The organism is Rhodococcus sp. 05-340-2, assembly GCF_002258915.1.
In the GTDB taxonomy this organism is placed as follows: domain Bacteria; phylum Actinomycetota; class Actinomycetes; order Mycobacteriales; family Mycobacteriaceae; genus Rhodococcoides.
In genome coordinates this window covers 172,518-187,579 of sequence record NZ_NOYU01000038.1, presented here as the reverse complement: position 1 = coordinate 187,579, position 15,062 = coordinate 172,518, and the positions used below count along the sequence as shown (strand labels likewise).

15 protein-coding genes and 2 pseudogenes are annotated in these 15,062 nt (G+C 65.4%); 10 read left to right on the top strand and 7 right to left on the bottom strand.

What is annotated here, in order from left to right:
- The first annotated feature begins 61 nt into the window (after window positions 1-61).
- Together CH271_RS23545 and CH271_RS23540 are read left to right on the top strand one after the other, a co-directional pair.
- The gene (locus CH271_RS23545; protein ID WP_094635059.1) at window positions 62-1,699 is read left to right on the top strand and encodes a 2-isopropylmalate synthase; all 1,638 of its coding nucleotides are present in this window, start codon (window positions 62-64) and stop codon (window positions 1,697-1,699) included.
- Window positions 1,700-1,731: 32 nt separating this feature from the next.
- Window positions 1,732-2,538, top strand: a complete 807-nt coding sequence (locus CH271_RS23540) for a pentapeptide repeat-containing protein (protein WP_094635058.1) — start codon at window positions 1,732-1,734, stop codon at window positions 2,536-2,538.
- Between the two features lie 12 nt (window positions 2,539-2,550).
- On the opposite strand, the gene CH271_RS23535 is transcribed toward CH271_RS23540, so the two are convergent.
- Window positions 2,551-2,760, bottom strand: coding sequence for a DNA-binding protein (locus CH271_RS23535; protein WP_094635057.1), 210 nt, complete (start codon window positions 2,758-2,760; stop codon window positions 2,551-2,553).
- 35 nt (window positions 2,761-2,795) lie between these two features.
- Between CH271_RS23535 and CH271_RS23530 the strand changes: the two genes are divergently transcribed.
- Window positions 2,796-3,683, top strand: coding sequence for an oxidoreductase (locus CH271_RS23530; protein ID WP_094635056.1), 888 nt, complete (start codon window positions 2,796-2,798; stop codon window positions 3,681-3,683).
- Window positions 3,684-3,693: 10 nt separating this feature from the next.
- Here CH271_RS23530 and CH271_RS29435 read toward each other — a convergent pair.
- Window positions 3,694-3,909 (bottom strand): annotated as a pseudogene (locus CH271_RS29435) (glycerophosphodiester phosphodiesterase); the annotation flags it as partial.
- A 4-nt stretch (window positions 3,910-3,913) separates the two neighbouring features.
- Entirely contained in the window at window positions 3,914-4,951 is a 1,038-nt protein-coding gene (locus CH271_RS23520) for a GGDEF domain-containing protein (protein ID WP_176460674.1), read from the bottom strand.
- 538 nt (window positions 4,952-5,489) lie between these two features.
- Here CH271_RS23520 and CH271_RS23515 point away from each other — a divergent pair.
- The 4 genes from CH271_RS23515 (at window position 5,490) to CH271_RS23500 (ending at window position 8,385) form a co-directional block, all read left to right on the top strand.
- Window positions 5,490-5,864, top strand: a complete 375-nt coding sequence (locus CH271_RS23515; RefSeq protein ID WP_094635053.1) for a hypothetical protein — start codon at window positions 5,490-5,492, stop codon at window positions 5,862-5,864.
- Window positions 5,865-5,949: 85 nt separating this feature from the next.
- Window positions 5,950-7,041: an LLM class flavin-dependent oxidoreductase gene (locus CH271_RS23510; protein ID WP_037194848.1), complete on the top strand. Its 1,092-nt coding sequence runs from the start codon at window positions 5,950-5,952 to the stop codon at window positions 7,039-7,041.
- A complete protein-coding gene (locus CH271_RS23505; RefSeq protein ID WP_256986523.1) occupies window positions 7,028-7,501 on the top strand; it encodes a MarR family winged helix-turn-helix transcriptional regulator in 474 nt (157 codons plus the stop codon). Before CH271_RS23510 ends, CH271_RS23505 begins: the two co-directional genes overlap by 14 nt.
- Window positions 7,498-8,385 carry a pirin family protein gene (locus CH271_RS23500; protein WP_094635051.1) on the top strand — a complete coding sequence of 296 codons (888 nt, stop codon included), beginning with the start codon at window positions 7,498-7,500 and terminating at the stop codon, window positions 8,383-8,385. The genes CH271_RS23505 and CH271_RS23500 overlap by 4 nt, the downstream gene beginning before the upstream one ends.
- A 9-nt stretch (window positions 8,386-8,394) precedes the next feature.
- Here CH271_RS23500 and CH271_RS23495 read toward each other — a convergent pair whose 3' ends face one another.
- Together CH271_RS23495 and CH271_RS23490 are read right to left on the bottom strand one after the other, a co-directional pair.
- Window positions 8,395-9,408, bottom strand: coding sequence for a hemolysin family protein (locus CH271_RS23495; protein ID WP_037194853.1), 1,014 nt, complete (start codon window positions 9,406-9,408; stop codon window positions 8,395-8,397).
- A complete protein-coding gene (locus CH271_RS23490) occupies window positions 9,405-10,811 on the bottom strand; it encodes a hemolysin family protein (RefSeq protein ID WP_094635116.1) in 1,407 nt (468 codons plus the stop codon). The genes CH271_RS23495 and CH271_RS23490 overlap by 4 nt, the downstream gene beginning before the upstream one ends.
- A 184-nt stretch (window positions 10,812-10,995) precedes the next feature.
- Here CH271_RS23490 and CH271_RS29660 point away from each other — a divergent pair, with 184 nt between their 5' ends.
- Window positions 10,996-11,241, top strand: coding sequence for a pentapeptide repeat-containing protein (locus tag CH271_RS29660; RefSeq protein ID WP_373453595.1), 246 nt, complete (start codon window positions 10,996-10,998; stop codon window positions 11,239-11,241).
- On the opposite strand, the pseudogene CH271_RS29655 reads toward CH271_RS29660, so the two are convergent.
- Window positions 11,211-11,849, bottom strand: a pseudogene (locus CH271_RS29655) (ribonuclease H family protein); the annotation flags it as partial. The gene CH271_RS29660 and the pseudogene CH271_RS29655 overlap by 31 nt on opposite strands.
- A complete protein-coding gene (locus CH271_RS23480) occupies window positions 11,732-12,925 on the bottom strand; it encodes an MFS transporter (RefSeq protein WP_037195488.1) in 1,194 nt (397 codons plus the stop codon). The gene CH271_RS23480 and the pseudogene CH271_RS29655, both read right to left, overlap by 118 nt.
- 175 nt (window positions 12,926-13,100) lie before the next feature.
- On the opposite strand from CH271_RS23480, the gene CH271_RS23475 reads away from it, so the two are divergent.
- Together CH271_RS23475 and CH271_RS23470 are read left to right on the top strand one after the other, a co-directional pair.
- Window positions 13,101-14,033, top strand: a complete 933-nt coding sequence (locus CH271_RS23475; protein ID WP_094635049.1) for a DNA-3-methyladenine glycosylase family protein — start codon at window positions 13,101-13,103, stop codon at window positions 14,031-14,033.
- Between the two features lie 51 nt (window positions 14,034-14,084).
- On the top strand, window positions 14,085-15,029 hold the full coding sequence (locus CH271_RS23470; protein ID WP_094635048.1) for an aldo/keto reductase: 945 nt from the start codon (window positions 14,085-14,087) through the stop codon (window positions 15,027-15,029).
- Window positions 15,030-15,062 lie beyond the last annotated feature (33 nt).

Here is a 15,062-nt window from a genome sequence, read left to right as displayed (position 1 = left end):
GAGACCCACACACCCGAGGACGACGATCACCGTGTTCAGCAACCGCCAACAACCCAGCCCGATGCCCTCGCACCGCTACCGCGACGTGCACCGCCGTGTCACCGTCATCGATCAGGAAAGGTGCTGGCCCACAGCAACCTTCACCGCCGCCCCGCTGTGGGTTCCGGTCGATCTCCGGGACGGCAACCAAGCGCTCGCCGAGCCCATGGATCCGCACCGCAAGCGCCGCATGTTCGACCTGCTCGTGAACTTGGGCTACAAGGAGATCGAGGTGGGGTACCCGTCGGCGAGTCGCGCCGACTTCGACTTCGTTCGGTCTCTCGTCGGTACCGTGCCCGAGGACGTGACGATCGTCGTGTTCACCGCAGCCCGAGCCGATCTGATCGAACAGACCTTCGCCTCGGTCGAAGGACTACCCGACGTGGTGGTGCACATTTACACCGCGACGGCACCGACCTGGCGCGAGGTGGTGCTCGGACATTCCCGTGATGCACTGCGCCGGTTGATCTTCGAGGCCGGCGAGCGGATAGCACGAACAGCCGGAGACAGGAGCGGGGTTCGCTTCGAGTTCTCGCCGGAAGTGTTCAACCTGACCGAACCCGACTACGTGCTCGAGATCTGCAACGGCATGTCGCGGATCTGGGATGCCAGCGCCGATCGCCCGGTTATCCACAATCTCCCTGCCACAGTGGAGATCTCGTCCCCAAACGTCTACGCCGACCAGATCGAGTACATGCATCGACACCTGGACCGCCGAGACTCGGTGATCCTGTCGGTGCACCCGCACAACGACCGAGGCACCGGAGTCGCGTGCGCAGAGTTGGCGGTGCTGGCCGGCGCGCAACGCGTCGAGGGGTGCCTGTTCGGCAACGGGGAGCGGACCGGGAACGTCGACCTGGTGACGCTGGCCCTCAACCTGCACGCCCAGGGTATCGACCCGATGATCGACTTCTCCGACATCGACGAGATTCGCCGAACGGTGGAGTACTGCAACCGAATCGACGTGCACGAACGGCACCCGTACGCGGGCGACCTCGTCTACACCGCGTTCTCGGGAACGCATCAGGACGCGATCAAGAAGGGCATGGTTCACCACCGCATCGAGGCCGACCGCCTCGGCGTCGACCCCGACCTCGCGCCATGGGCGGTGCCGTACCTGCCGATAGATCCCGCCGACGTGGGACGCGACTACGACGCAGTCATCCGGGTGAACAGCCAATCCGGAAAGGGTGGGATCGCGTATCTGCTGTCGGTGGACCACGGCCTGGAACTCCCCCGCAGATTGCAGATCGACTTCGCCCGGGTGGTCCAGCACGACACCGACTCGACGGGGACCGAGATCAGCTCCAAGGAGATCTGGACCCTGTTCGAGGACAACTACATTCGCACCGGCCGTCGCACATTGGTGGCGTGGTCGATAGATGCGGACTCCACCCTGTCGGTCACCCTCGCCGACGACGACGGCGAGCATCACCACAGCGCCGCCGGAACCGGGCCGGTCGACGCATTGGCGCAGATTCTCGGAGTCGAGGTGCTCGGTCTGTCTCAGCACTCCACCACTCACGGCTCGGACAGTGGAGCGGCAACGTATGTCGAGGTTCGTCGGGGCGGGAAGTCGGCGTGGGGAGTGGGGATCGACGGATCCGTCGTCGCCTCCTCGTTGAATGCACTGCTGTCGGCCGCGAACAATCTCGTTTGACGCTGCCCCGCGCCGAGGGACAGAGTGGACGCATGCACGCGCCCGAGAACTTACTGGCCGACTGCGGCAGTTGTTTCGGACTCTGTTGCGTCGCTCTGCCCTTCGCGAAGTCCTCGGACTTCGCCGTCGACAAGGCCGCCGGTGAGCCGTGCCGCAATCTTCGGCAGGACTCACGGTGCGGCATTCACCCGACGCTGCGGGAGAAGGGCTTTCCCGGGTGCACGGTGTACGACTGCTTCGGTGCGGGCCAGAAGGTGTCGCAGTCCACGTTCGCCGGACGGGACTGGCGGCAGCAGCCGTCGAACTCGTCGGAGATGTTCGCGGTGTTCCCGATCATGCGTGATCTGCACGAGTTGCTCTGGTATCTGGCGGATGCGCGTGACCGGGATTCGACCGCGACACTGCACGATCGACTGTCCGGCGAGTACGCAGACTTGGATGCGCTGACCGAGTCGGCACCCGACGTTCTGCGCTCGGTCGACGTCTCCGGTCTGCGTGCACGGATCAACGAGTTGCTGCTCGCAGCAAGCGATCTGGTTCGTGCCGAAGTGAAGGGCGAGAAGAAGAACTACCGTGGCCGCGACATGATCGGCGCACAACTGGCCGACGCGGATCTGCGCGGCGCGAGCCTGCGCGGCACGTACCTCATCGGGGCCACCCTGCGTGGTGCCGACCTGCGCCTGGCCGACCTGATCGGTGCAGACCTCCGGGGTGCCGACCTCCGAGGTACGGATCTACGCGGCAGCATCTTCGCGACACAGTTCCAGATCGATGCGGCGAAGGGTGACGAGGCGACGCGACTCCCACAATCGGTGACGCGTCCGAGTCACTGGGCCTGAGACTCGACCGGTTCAGCCGAGCGATCGACCGGTCTGCTCCAACGCAGCCTGGATTACCGTCAGCGATGCCGGGCCGACACCGTGCAACTTCTTCAGCTCGGCCGCGGGCACCCCTGCGAGATCGTCCAAGCACGTGTACCCCGCCGCGCGGAATGCCCGAGACGCGGGAAGTCCGGTGCCCTTCGGAAAGTCCGCGTGCTCGTCGGCTTCTGCTCTGCTCACGGGCAAAGTCTAAAACAGACCGGTAGCCTGGCGGCGTGCCCGAAACCAAGCAGAGACGCGTTGTCATCACCGGTGCGAACACCGGCATCGGCTACTACACCGCCTTGGAGTTGGCGAAGCGAGGCGACCACGTGACGCTCGCCTGCCGCAACAAGGACAAGGCCGATGCCGCCGCGGCGAAGATATCGGCGGAGGCACCCCGCGGAACCGTCGACACCGCCACCCTGAACCTCGCCGACCTGGCCTCGGTGCGTGCGTACGCAGAGTCGGCACCGGAGTCGATCGACGTGCTGATCAACAATGCGGGCGTCATGATGCCTGCATTGCGGAACGAGACGGCGGACGGGTTCGAGCTCCAGCTCGGCACCAATCACCTCGGCCACTTCGCCCTGACCGGCCTGCTGTTCCCCAAGCTCGCTGCGGACGCGAAGATCACCACCATCGCTTCCGTCGCGCACCGGCAGGGCCCCAAGCTCGATTTCGACAATCTCCAGCTCGAGCGTGGGTACAACCCCCAGCGCGGGTACGCGAACTCCAAGCTTGCGAACATCCTGTTCGCGCTCGAACTCCAGCGCCGGATCGACAAGGCCGGACTGAAGATCACCAGCAATGCCGCGCACCCCGGAATCTCGGCCACCGAGCTGTACTCGAGCCCCGACGGTCTGGGCAGCAACAAGATCCTGGCCACTCTCGCTCCGATCGGACTGAAGATCTTTTCGCAATCTGCCAGTGCCGGAGCACGTCCCACGCTCTACGCCGTCGACGTTGCGGGTGGCGGCACGTACAGCGGCCCCAAGTCCTTGTTCGAGACGCGCGGTAAGCCGGGCCCGGCGAGCATGACCAAGACCGCACAGGACCCCGCTCTGGCTGCGAAGCTGTGGGACGCCAGCGAGAAGTTGACCGGGGTCGGCTACCCGTTCTGACGAGGGACCGTCACCGAGCGGGCTCGGGCAGAGGAAGTCCGCGCTCGCTCATGACGGCACGAACCCGGTCGGGGTAATCGGTGATCAGGCCGTCGACGCCCAGATCCATCAGTGCACGCATGGTGTCGGGATCGTCGACGGTCCACGGAATGACTCGTATCCCGCGTTCGTGCGCGGCGTCCACCATGTCCTGGGTGACGTAGAGCTCGAAGTCGGGGTCGCCGACATGGCTACGGCCACATCGTCTCGAGCATCGTTCGATTTCCGCCGTCCGCCTTCGCTCGGTACATGAGGGAGTCCGCCACGCGCGTCGCATCGTTGACCACGTCGACCCCTGCGGTCCACGCATCGGAATCGGGAGCGATCACGACGGCGCCGGCGCTCACTGTGACCGGTATCGGATCCGAGCGATTCGTCAGAGTGCCGCTCACCTCCGCCACCAGCTCACACAGTTGTTCTGCCTCGCCGACGAGGACGGCTACGAACTCCTCGCCCCCTGTTCTCGCCACCACCCCCGACGTGCCGAGGTGGTCGCGGAGACGGTCGGCAACGAGGACGATGACGGCGTCGCCCTGGTCGTGTCCGTAGCGGTCGTTGACGCTCTTGAACCGATCGATGTCGACGAGTACGAGGACGAGCGCCAGCTGCTCGCCGTGAGCGACCGTCCACAGGTCTTCGATGGCATTCTGCAGTCCGCGTCTGTTCTTCAAGCGGGTCAGCGGATCGATCTCGGATTGCCGTGCGTCCTCGCACACCAACGACCAGGCGATCTGGGCGAAGATCGGGACACCCGACGTCGCACCTCCTGCAACCAGCACTGCGGCGATCGCATCCCACGGCCCCCACAAACCCTGCGTGTACGCGGCCACCCCGATGTAGACGATCACCAGATTGGCGAACACCAGGTGAGCGACAAGCAGCCTCGGTCCGAGAAAGAATGTGCACATCGACCCTGTCAGCGCGAAGAGGAACGTGCCGATCAGCGCCGACGTGGGTACATCGAGAAGAATCACCGACGCAAGCCCGACGTCGCCGAACACCAGGAACGCCACCAACTGCCACTTGCGATCCGGCAGCGGCCCGACGAGCAACCACACGATCGTGGCGAACTGCAGAACCAGGATGAAGAGTACGTAGGCAACAGGACCCGATCCGGTCGGCCCGTTCGGCGAGGCCAGCATCAGGATCGACACGACGGCGTACAGGGCCACACAGCTGGCGAACACGACTCGGATCAATCGGTGCAGCGGACGAGTCGACTTGTGCACGAAGATCCAGTCGAAATCGTGCGGAGCAGCGAACCAGTGGCGAAGAACCTGAGCTGCACTGGGCTGGGGTCCGAGCGGCGGAACGGTGGTACTCGGGATCGACCTCGGAGGCAGGAGTGGGGTCGACCGTTTGCGGTGGCGACTCCGTGTCGCGCCGTGCGCCCGCACCGAACGTGGTCGTAGGGACGCATTCGATCGCTCGCTGTGCCGCGCTACGGGCGATCGAAAGTCTTCGTGCATGGGGCTCCCTTGTGAAACGAACTGCCCAGGTCCGAAAGCGTACCGATCACCGTTTCGGCTCGCCCGAAATCCCCTGATCCGGTCTCGCCCGGCCTGCGGAGCGCTCGCCCGTCGTTCCCGCGACCGATGCACGCCTTTCCCCTACAGACAAAGGGAGACACCCACTACTGACGGCGGTCGGGGGCGACAGCAGTAGCGGGTGTCTCACTGTTCATTCGCAGCCCCCCTCGAGGTGGATGGGTACCGGATGGGAAATTTTTCCGAAGATTTTTCACGACCCGAGGAATAGCCTGTGACCATGCCTTTCACAGCAGCGAATCACTACGACTTCACCGGCGACGACATCACCGGGACCCTCGATGCCCACCGATCCGCCGGCGTCTGGGCGGCGCAACTCGTTCTGAGCGGGCAGACGCTGGAGTCCACCGACGTCACCCGATCGGACCTGGGATTCGAGGTTCGCACCGTCGTAGAAAATCTGTCGGACGGTAACCGGACCCACCTGCTGGTCGTGTTGCCACGCGTCACTATCGACCCCGACGACGGCCAACCGGTCACGTTCACCTCCTACGCGGTGCTGTACACGGTCCACGGTGGATCGACCGAGGTGCACGGTGCGGTCGAGGCCTACGACGTGCGACTGTTGAGCGGAACCGCGTCACTCGTCCGGTGAACGACGTGGAATAGCGCGTGACGCCCCACCGTTGTACGACGCAGTCGATGCAAACGCATGAACTTTGTTCGGGTAGGAGCACACTGTGCAGTTCGGAATCTTCACCGTCGGAGACGTCACCACCGACCCCACGACGGGAGTGACGCCCACCGAACACGAGCGCATCCGGTCGATGGTCACCATCGCCAAGCACGCCGAAGACGTCGGGCTCGACGTCTTCGCGACCGGCGAGCACCACAACCCGCCCTTCGTGCCGTCGTCTCCCACGACCATGCTCGGCTTCATCGCCGCGCAGACCGAGAAGCTGATTCTCTCGACGTCGACCACGCTGATCACCACCAACGATCCGGTGAAGATCGCCGAGGACTACGCGATGCTGCAGCATCTCGCCGAGGGACGCGTCGACCTCATCATGGGCCGCGGCAACACCGGTCCGGTCTATCCGTGGTTCGGCCAGGACATCCGTCAGGGCATCCCGCTGGCGCTCGAGAACTACCAACTGCTCCGACGCCTGTGGACCGAGGACGTCGTGACCTGGAAGGGCAACTTCCGCACCCCGCTCGACGGGTTCACCTCCACGCCGCGACCGCTAGACGGCATTCCGCCGTTCGTCTGGCACGGCTCCATTCGCAGCCCCGAGATCGCAGAGATCGCCGCCTATCACGGTGACGGATTCTTCGCGAACAACATCTTCTGGCCGAAGGAGCACTACATCGCGCTGATCGACCTCTACCGCGAACGCTACGAGCACTACGGGCACGGGCGTGCAGACCAGGCGATCGTCGGCCTGGGCGGACAGGTGTTCATGCGCAAGAACAGCCAGGACGCGGTAACGGAATTCCGACCGTACTTCGACAACGCTCCGGTGTACGGCCACGGCCCTAGCATGGAGGAGTTCACCGAACAGACTCCGCTGACTGTCGGATCTCCGCAGCAGGTCATCGAGAAGACCCTGGCCTTCGCGGATTTCTTCGGCGACTACCAGCGCCAACTGTTCCTGATGGACCACGCCGGACTGCCGCTGAAGACCGTGCTCGAGCAGCTCGACATCCTGGGCGCAGATGTGGTGCCGGTGCTGCGCAAGGAATTCGCTGCCCGACGCCCGGAGGGTGTTCCGGAGAATCCTCCGACTCACGCGAGCACCCTGGCCGAACGAAACGCCCGTGTCTCGATCTAGAACCGAGGCGGCAGTCGATGCCTGGGAGTCACTCTTCCGCTCCCAGGTGACGCTGATGCGACGCTTCACCGCCGAGGACATCTGGAAGCCGATCGGCGTGCGCGAGTACGACGTGTTGTTCACCTTGAGCAGCAGCCCCACTCGCGCACTCCGACTGCACGAACTCAACGAGCGGATCCTCCTGAGTCAACCGTCGTTGAGCAGGATGTGCGACCGGCTCACGACGATGGGTTACATTGTCCGACAGAGCGATCCGTCGGACAAGCGCGGGACGGTGATCTGCCTGACCGAGGCAGGGGCGGACCTGCAGAAATCGATCGGCCGCAAGCATGCGACACAGATCGCACGACTGGTCGGTGGCGCACTGGACGGCCACGAACTCGCCGAGCTCGACCGGCTCTGCACCAAGCTCCGAAAAACACAGGCAGGGCTCCGAACCACACAGGCAGGCATCGAATGACCATCGAGATTCTCACCCCACGCGAGGTTCCCCTGGGCGGTCCACGCGCACTGAAGGTTCGGCGTACGCTCCCGCAGCGGCAGCGTTCACTGATCGGTGCGTGGTGCTTCGCAGACCACTACGGTCCCGACACCTCACCGATGGACGTGCCGCCACACCCGCACACCGGGCTCCAGACCGTCAGCTGGCTCTTCTCCGGCGAGATCGAACACCGCGACAGCGTCGGATCACACGCCATGGTCCGGCCCGGCGAGCTGAACCTGATGACGGCCGGCCACGGCATCAGTCACTCCGAGACCTCGACCCCGCAGACGGAGATTCTGCACGGTATGCAACTGTGGGTTGCACTTCCGGCTCGATCTCGTTTCACCGCACCGACTTTCGAGCACTACGTGCCACAGACCCACACGAGCCAGGGGCTGACCGCACGAGTGTTCCTCGGCTCACTGCTCGGCGAGACCTCGCCGGTGGCCACGTTCACCCCACTCCTCGGAGCCGAGATCGTGCTCGACGCAGGAGCCCGCGTCACCCTCGACGTCGACCCGACGTTCGAGCACGGCGTCATCGTCGGTCAGGGCACCGTGACGATGGACGAGACAGTGCTCGCCGCAGCCGATCTCGGCTACCGCGAACCGGGCGGCTCGACGCTCGATCTGCACAATCCGACCCGAGAGCCGGTGCGGATGCTGCTGCTCGGCGGACCGCCGTTCGGCGAGCAGATCGTCATGTGGTGGAACTTCGTCGGCCGCAGCCACGAGGACGTCGTCGAGTATCGGGCCGCCTACGAGCGCGGCAGCGAACAGTTCGGCACCGTCGAGGGCTATCCGGGATCTCGACTGCACGCACCTCCGCTACCCAACAGCCGGATGCAACCGCGCGGCTGAATTGTTCTGCTACGCAGCAGGAGCCGTGGGCAGTACCCGTTTGATGACGTCGGTGAGCGTGACGATGCCGAGGAACTGCCCGCCGGTCTCGACGACCGCGAGCTGCACGCTGCGGTTGCGCATCTGCCGTAGCAATTCGTACACCGGTGTCGATCCGTCGACCGAGTAGGCCTCCCGTGCGTAATCGGCGGCCGGTTCACCGACGTCGGCCAGCAACGTGTCCCGCACGTGGACGACGCCGGGCGTCGCGCCGGAGCTGTCGGTGAGCAGTACCCGAAGGTGACCGGAGCGCAACGCCGCCTCCTGCACATCGGAGACAGTGGCACCGTGCGGCACCGAGGTCGCCTCGGAGTCGAGCACCGTGATCTTGTCGACGGTCAGTGTCTCGAGTTCGATCACCCGGGTGATCTGGGTCTGCAGTTCAGGTTCCAGCACACCGACCTGCGACGAGTACTCGACCAGGTTGCGGATGGTCTCCGCATCGCGACCGCCGACCGCGGCGTTCTCGACCGGCTCCACTCCCGACCGTTGGACGAGCGTGTTGGCGATCTTGTTGACCCACACCAGGAACAGCCGGAAGGGGCGGATGAACGCCCGAGACGGCAACCCGATGATGGTGGCAGCGAGTTCGGGGTGCGCGATGGCCCAGGACTTCGGGGCCATCTCACCGATCACCAGATGCAGGAAGGTGACGACCAACAGCGACAGCGCGAACGCGGCGGTTCCGGCCAACCAACCCGGCACACCCCACGAGGTGAACACCGGACCCAGCCAGGAATCGACGGCGGGTTTGGTGACGGCACCGAGCGCGAAGGTGCAGGCCGTGATGCCCAGCTGCGCGCCCGCCAGCATGATCGTCAACTCGTTCATTCCGCGCAGCGCCGCCCGCACCGATCGGCTCGTGCCTGCCTTCTCCTCCAGTCGATGCCTGCGGGCACCGAGCAGCGCGAACTCGATGACGACGAAGAACGCACTCAGCGCGATGAGCAGTACCGTCACCGCGACGACGACCCACGCGTTCATCGGTCCGTCTCCTCGTCCGACTCCGGCGAATTCTCGATGCCGTCCGGTGAGTTCTCGTGCAGTCTGATTCTCAGCTCACTCGGCACGTGCCGATCCACCTCGAGCACCTCGACTTCGAGGGACGGACGCGGCGGTTCGTCTTCCATCAGGTCGGCCCCGAACACCGCGAGGTCGATACGCACAGTTTCTCCGACCTCGGGCAGATTCCCGCCCTCCGCGATGAGCAGGCCGGCAAGCGTCTCGTAATCGCCTCTCGGCAACAGCATGTCGCGACCGATGGTGCGTTCGACCTCGTCGACGTGGACGTCGCCGTCCATGAGCCACACTCCGTCTTCCTGATCGTGCACGCCTGCGATGTCCTCGTCGTCGTGCTCGTCGGTGATCTCACCGACCAGTTCCTCGGCAAGATCCTCGATGGTGAGCACCCCGGCAAATCCGCCGTACTCGTCGATGACACAGGCCAGCTCGTTCTTGGTGCTGGACAACAACTCCAGGGCATCCTCCAGGGGCATGAGCTCCGGCACGATCAGCGGTGCCCGCATGATCTCGGTGACCGGACGCCGGTCGTCGGGCGCGGCAGCCAACACCTCGGCCAGCTGCACCACACCGATCGGCTCCTCACGGTCCCCGATCACCGGATACCGGGTGTGCGCACGCACCATCCGCGCCCGCATCTCACCGATGGCAGTGGTGGGGGTGACCGCGTCCACCCGAGTGCGAGGAATCATCGCGTGTGCGACATCGCGCTCCGGAAAATCCAGGATGCGGTCGAGCAACAACGAGAGATCTTCGGTGAGATCCCCGCTCGCGCGGGAGTCCTCGATGATGCTCTCGAGGTCCTTCGCGGTGGCGCTGCTGTCCACGTCGTGCACCGGCTCGACGCGCAGCAGACGCAGCATCGCGTTGGAGGACTTGTCGAAGAAGGTGATCAGCCAACCGAACGCGGCCAGGTAGATCAGCGTCGAGCGGGCAAGGCGTCGGGACAGCGGGTCGGGGCTGGCGATCGCGAGATTCTTCGGATAGAGCTCGCCGAAGATCATCTGCACGACGGTCGCAAGCACGAGAGCGCCCACCGTGCCGATCGAAATACCCACCGCGATGGGAACTCCGGCACTGCTCAGCAACTCGCCCAACGATTCGCCGATGAACGGCTCGGCCACGTAGCCGACCATCAGACCGGTGACCGTGATGCCCAGCTGCGCGCCCGACAGCATGAACGAGGTGCGCTTGGTGACCTTCAGTGCTCGCTCGGCCGACGCGTCGCCCTTCTCGGCTCCGGTACGCAGCGTCGCCCGGTCGACGGACATGTAGGCGAACTCCTGGGCCACGAAGTATCCGTTGGCCGCGATGATCGCGGCGGTGAGCACAAAGCCGAGAAGCAAGGAGAGTATCGCGGTGATCACCATGCGATCACTCGACAACGAACGGCCGGAGCAGTGCCCTCCGACGAAGCAGTGGCCATGGGCGGCCGAGGGGGATCGATGGCGTGCACAGTGCGCTCGACGCCTCCGGTGTCAGAGAATCCGAATTGAGTGGAATGTCGTGATTCTATCGACTGCCGGCGCGTAATTCCCACGACCAGGCGGAATGAGCGATCAGAACAGCGTCGGAACCGCGTCGTCGGACGTCGACGCCTCACGCGCCGTCGGGGCCGAGGCTGTCGGGGCGGCAGTTGCCGGGGCGGGTGCCGTCTTCACCGGTGCCGTTTTCACAGGTGCCGTCTTCACAGGTGCCTTCTTCGCGGGTGCTGTTGCGGCAGTGGACACCGCACCCCCTGCAGCCACGGCTCGCGCGGCCTCCCCGGCCAGGGCGTCGGCTGCTTCGTTGAAGTGATTGCCGACGTGTCCGCGGACCCACCGGAACCGGACCGGGCCTTCACGTTCGGTGATGGCCCGCTCGATGCTCTGCACCAGCTCCAGGTTGCGTACCGGGGTACCGCCCGCTGTCTTCCAGCCCTTGCGCTTCCAGCCCGCGAGCCACTCGGACGCGCACTTGATGGCGTACTGCGAATCGGATTCGATCAACAACGGCTCGGGGCCGGGGTGAGCCAGAACCGCCTCCAGCAGGGCCCTGAGCTCCGCGACCTGGTTGGTGCCCGAGGGCTCACCACCGGAGTTGCTCGGCCCCGTGTGGTTGACCCACGCCCACCCGATTGCTCCGCCGGGGTTACGCAGACACGAGCCGTCCGTACTCACGATGATCACGGTCTCAGACCCTACTTCGGGGCACCGACAAACTCCGGGTGACTCGCGCACGAACACCGAGGTACTTGGCGATCGACTGCGCGGCACCGCGAATCGACTCCGGCGCAACGCCACCCGGGTCAGGAGTAGTGGGACGCCCCGGCCTTCCTGCCGTCGAGGGTGAGCAGCACGAACGCCACCGCCGCGAGCGCTGCGATGAGCGCGGAGAACACCAGTCCCGCGGTCACCAATCCCCATTCGTTCGCCGCAGCCCCGGCCCCGATGACCGGCACCGAGATGGCCACGTACAGCACCACGAAAAACGTTGAGGTCACTTCTGCTCGACGTTCCGGCGGAAGCCCCGCGGCGATGGCCGCCATACCGTTGCTGAACGTCACGCCCTGCCCGATGCCGCACAGCAGTGCCGCGATCACCAGGACCGGCAGCGACGTCAGTACCAACGACAGAGCCAGGACCACCAGCCCGACCGTCAGAACGAAGCAACCCCAGCGCTGCGCCGACGTCGGATCGGCCCGGCGTATCGATATCTGCGCGGTCGCGGACGAAGCGAAGACCGCGAACACCACGACTCCGGTGACGGCATGGTTGTCGATCTGCAGCACACCCGCGATGAAACCCGGCGATACCGCGGTGAACAGGCCGAGCACCGCGAACCCGGCGAAACCACCGATCGACGCGCGCAGAAAAGTGCCACGGACGTCCGCCGGAACAGACAGTCGTTGCATCTGCGGGCGCGCCCCCGCTGCGACCCGAACGGTTTCGGGAGCGAGAAACACCGCCAGGGCAGCCACCGCGAGCAGGCCGATGTCGACGTAGAAGGTCAGGCGTAGCGGTTGCGGAAGGTATTCGGCCAGCAACCCGGCCACCAGCGGGCCCAGGCCGAGTCCGCCGATATTGGCCGCCGTGGCAATCGCCGGAGCACGATCCCGCCACGCGTCCGGTACCAGCTCGATCAGGGTCACCGTCGCCGTTCCGACGAAGATCCCGGCCGACAACCCGGACAGCACTCGCCCGATCACCAGGGCCGTGAGCGAATCCGCAGTCACGAACACCACGGCACTGATCAATCCGAACGCGATGCCCGCCAACAGCATCGGACGACGACCGAGCGAATCGGACCACCGCCCGAAGGCCAGCAGGGCTCCGAGCACACCCACGGCGTACGCGGCGAACACCAGCGTGACGACGAATACCGAGAAGCCGAATTCGACCTCGTACAACGCGTAGAGCGGCGTCGGCATGGTCGTACCCATCATCGCCACGACGAACGCGTAGGCGACTCCGACGAACGATGCTGCACTCGATCGAGCCACGAAGATCCTCCTGATGCTGTCGACCCGACCAGAGGCGGCGAGAGAGTCCGTGCGGTACTCCTGCGCTCCGCGAGGCACTATGTATCTTGCCGTCGGCGCTGCAACAGTGTCGACCGAGCCCTGAAGGGGACCCACTCGGTCCGCATGGCCACGACCGTTCGGAGGTGACGAACCGATGCCCGACGATGCCGGTTCCGACGGGATCGCGCGCCTGGTCACGTCCGAGCAACGGCTCGACGTGCGGATGTCGGTGTCGCCGCTACGCCGTGGCCGCGGCGATCCCACCTACGAGTCGACGCCGGACGGCGGGATCTGGCGCACGTCGCGGATGAGCTCCGGCCCGGTGACGTACCGCCTGACGCAGGTGTCGCCGACGAGCGCGCAGGTTCGAGCCTGGGGCCCCGGTGCACCCGAACTGTTGGACGCCGTGCCCGCTCTGCTCGGCAAGGACGACGATGCAGCCGCCTTCGCACCGGAGCATCCGATTCTCCAGGAAGCCCATCGGCAACTACCGCACCTGCGTCTGGGCAGAACCGGACTGGTCCTCGAGGCCCTGATCCCGGCGATCATCGAGCAACGCGTCCACGGAATTTCGGCCTTCGGATCGTGGCGCCACCTGGTGAGCAAGTTCGGCGAGAAGGCACCGGGGCCGACGCCGAAGCCGATGTTCGTCTTCCCGACACCCGACGTGTGGCGTCGTATCCCGTCGTGGGAGTACCACCGCGCCAACGTGGACCCGGCCCGGTCCAAGACCATCGTCCGCGCTGCCTGCGCAGCCGGGCGGCTGGAGGAAGCGTCGGGAATGACACCCGAGGACGCGCAACGCAGGCTGCGGGCGATCCCGGGCGTCGGTGTCTGGACGGCGGCCGAGACCGCGCAACGCGCCCTCGGGGATCCCGACGCGTTGTCGGTGGGCGATTACCACCTGGCGTCGGTGGTGGGCTGGTCGCTGTTGGGGAGACCGATCGACGACGCGGAGATGGTCGAGTATCTGCAGCCCTTGGCACCGCACAGGCATCGCGCGATTCGGCTGCTGTACCTGAGCGGCAAGGCCACCAAGCCCAAGTTCGGTCCGCGAACCGCGCTGGTGGATCACACGTGGCACTGAGCCCTCGCTGCTCGTACAGTCGAGTTGTTCGCCGACGTAAGGGGTTTGTCTGTGGTTGCCATCGGTAGTTCCGATCTGGATGTCTTTCCGCTCGCTCTCGGCGGGAACACTTTCGGCTGGACCAGCGACGAGGCTGCGTCCTTCGAGATTCTCGATGCCTTCGTCGCGGGCGGAGGCAACTTCGTCGACACCGCGGATTCGTACTCGGCATTCGCCGACGGCAACTCCGGCGGCGAGTCCGAAACCATCATCGGCAACTGGACCAGAGCCCGCGGAAACCGGGACGACGTCGTCATCGCCACCAAGGTCAGCCAGCATCCCGAGTTCCGCGGACTGGCCGCGGACAACATTCGAGCCGCCGCCGACGCGTCGCTGAGCCGGTTGCAGACCGACCACATCGACGTCTACTACGCGCACTACGACGACGAGAAGACCCCGCTCGTGGAGTCTCTCGCCGCGTTCGACGAGCTGGTGACAGCGGGCAAGGTCCGGCACGTCGCCATCTCGAACTACACCCCCGCGCGGGTGCGCGAGTGGCTGGAACTGGCCAAGGAGAACGGCTTCGCCGCCCCGATCGCGTTGCAGCCGCACTACAACCTGGTCGCCCGCGGCGACTACGAGGGCGAGCTGCAGAACCTGGCCGTCGAGAACGACCTCGGGGTGTTCCCGTACTTCTCCCTCGCCGCAGGCTTCCTGACCGGCAAGTACCGCACCCGCGAGGACCTCGCGGGCAAACAGCGCGAACGACTGACCACCGGATACTTCTCCGACGCCGGTCTGGATGTCGTGCAGGGTCTGCGCGAGATCGCCGAATCCCGTTCGGCAGAGATCTCGAGCGTCGCGCTGGCCTGGCTGCTGGCCCGGCCGGGAGTCACCGCGCCGATTGCCAGCGCGAGCAAGATATCTCAGCTACCGGCTCTGCTGGACGCACCGGCACTGGCTCTGACCAGCCAGGAAGTCGAGAAGCTGACCGTACTGTCCGACGCCGTGGCATAGAACACGAAAGTTGTAGTCAGCAACCGGGAACAG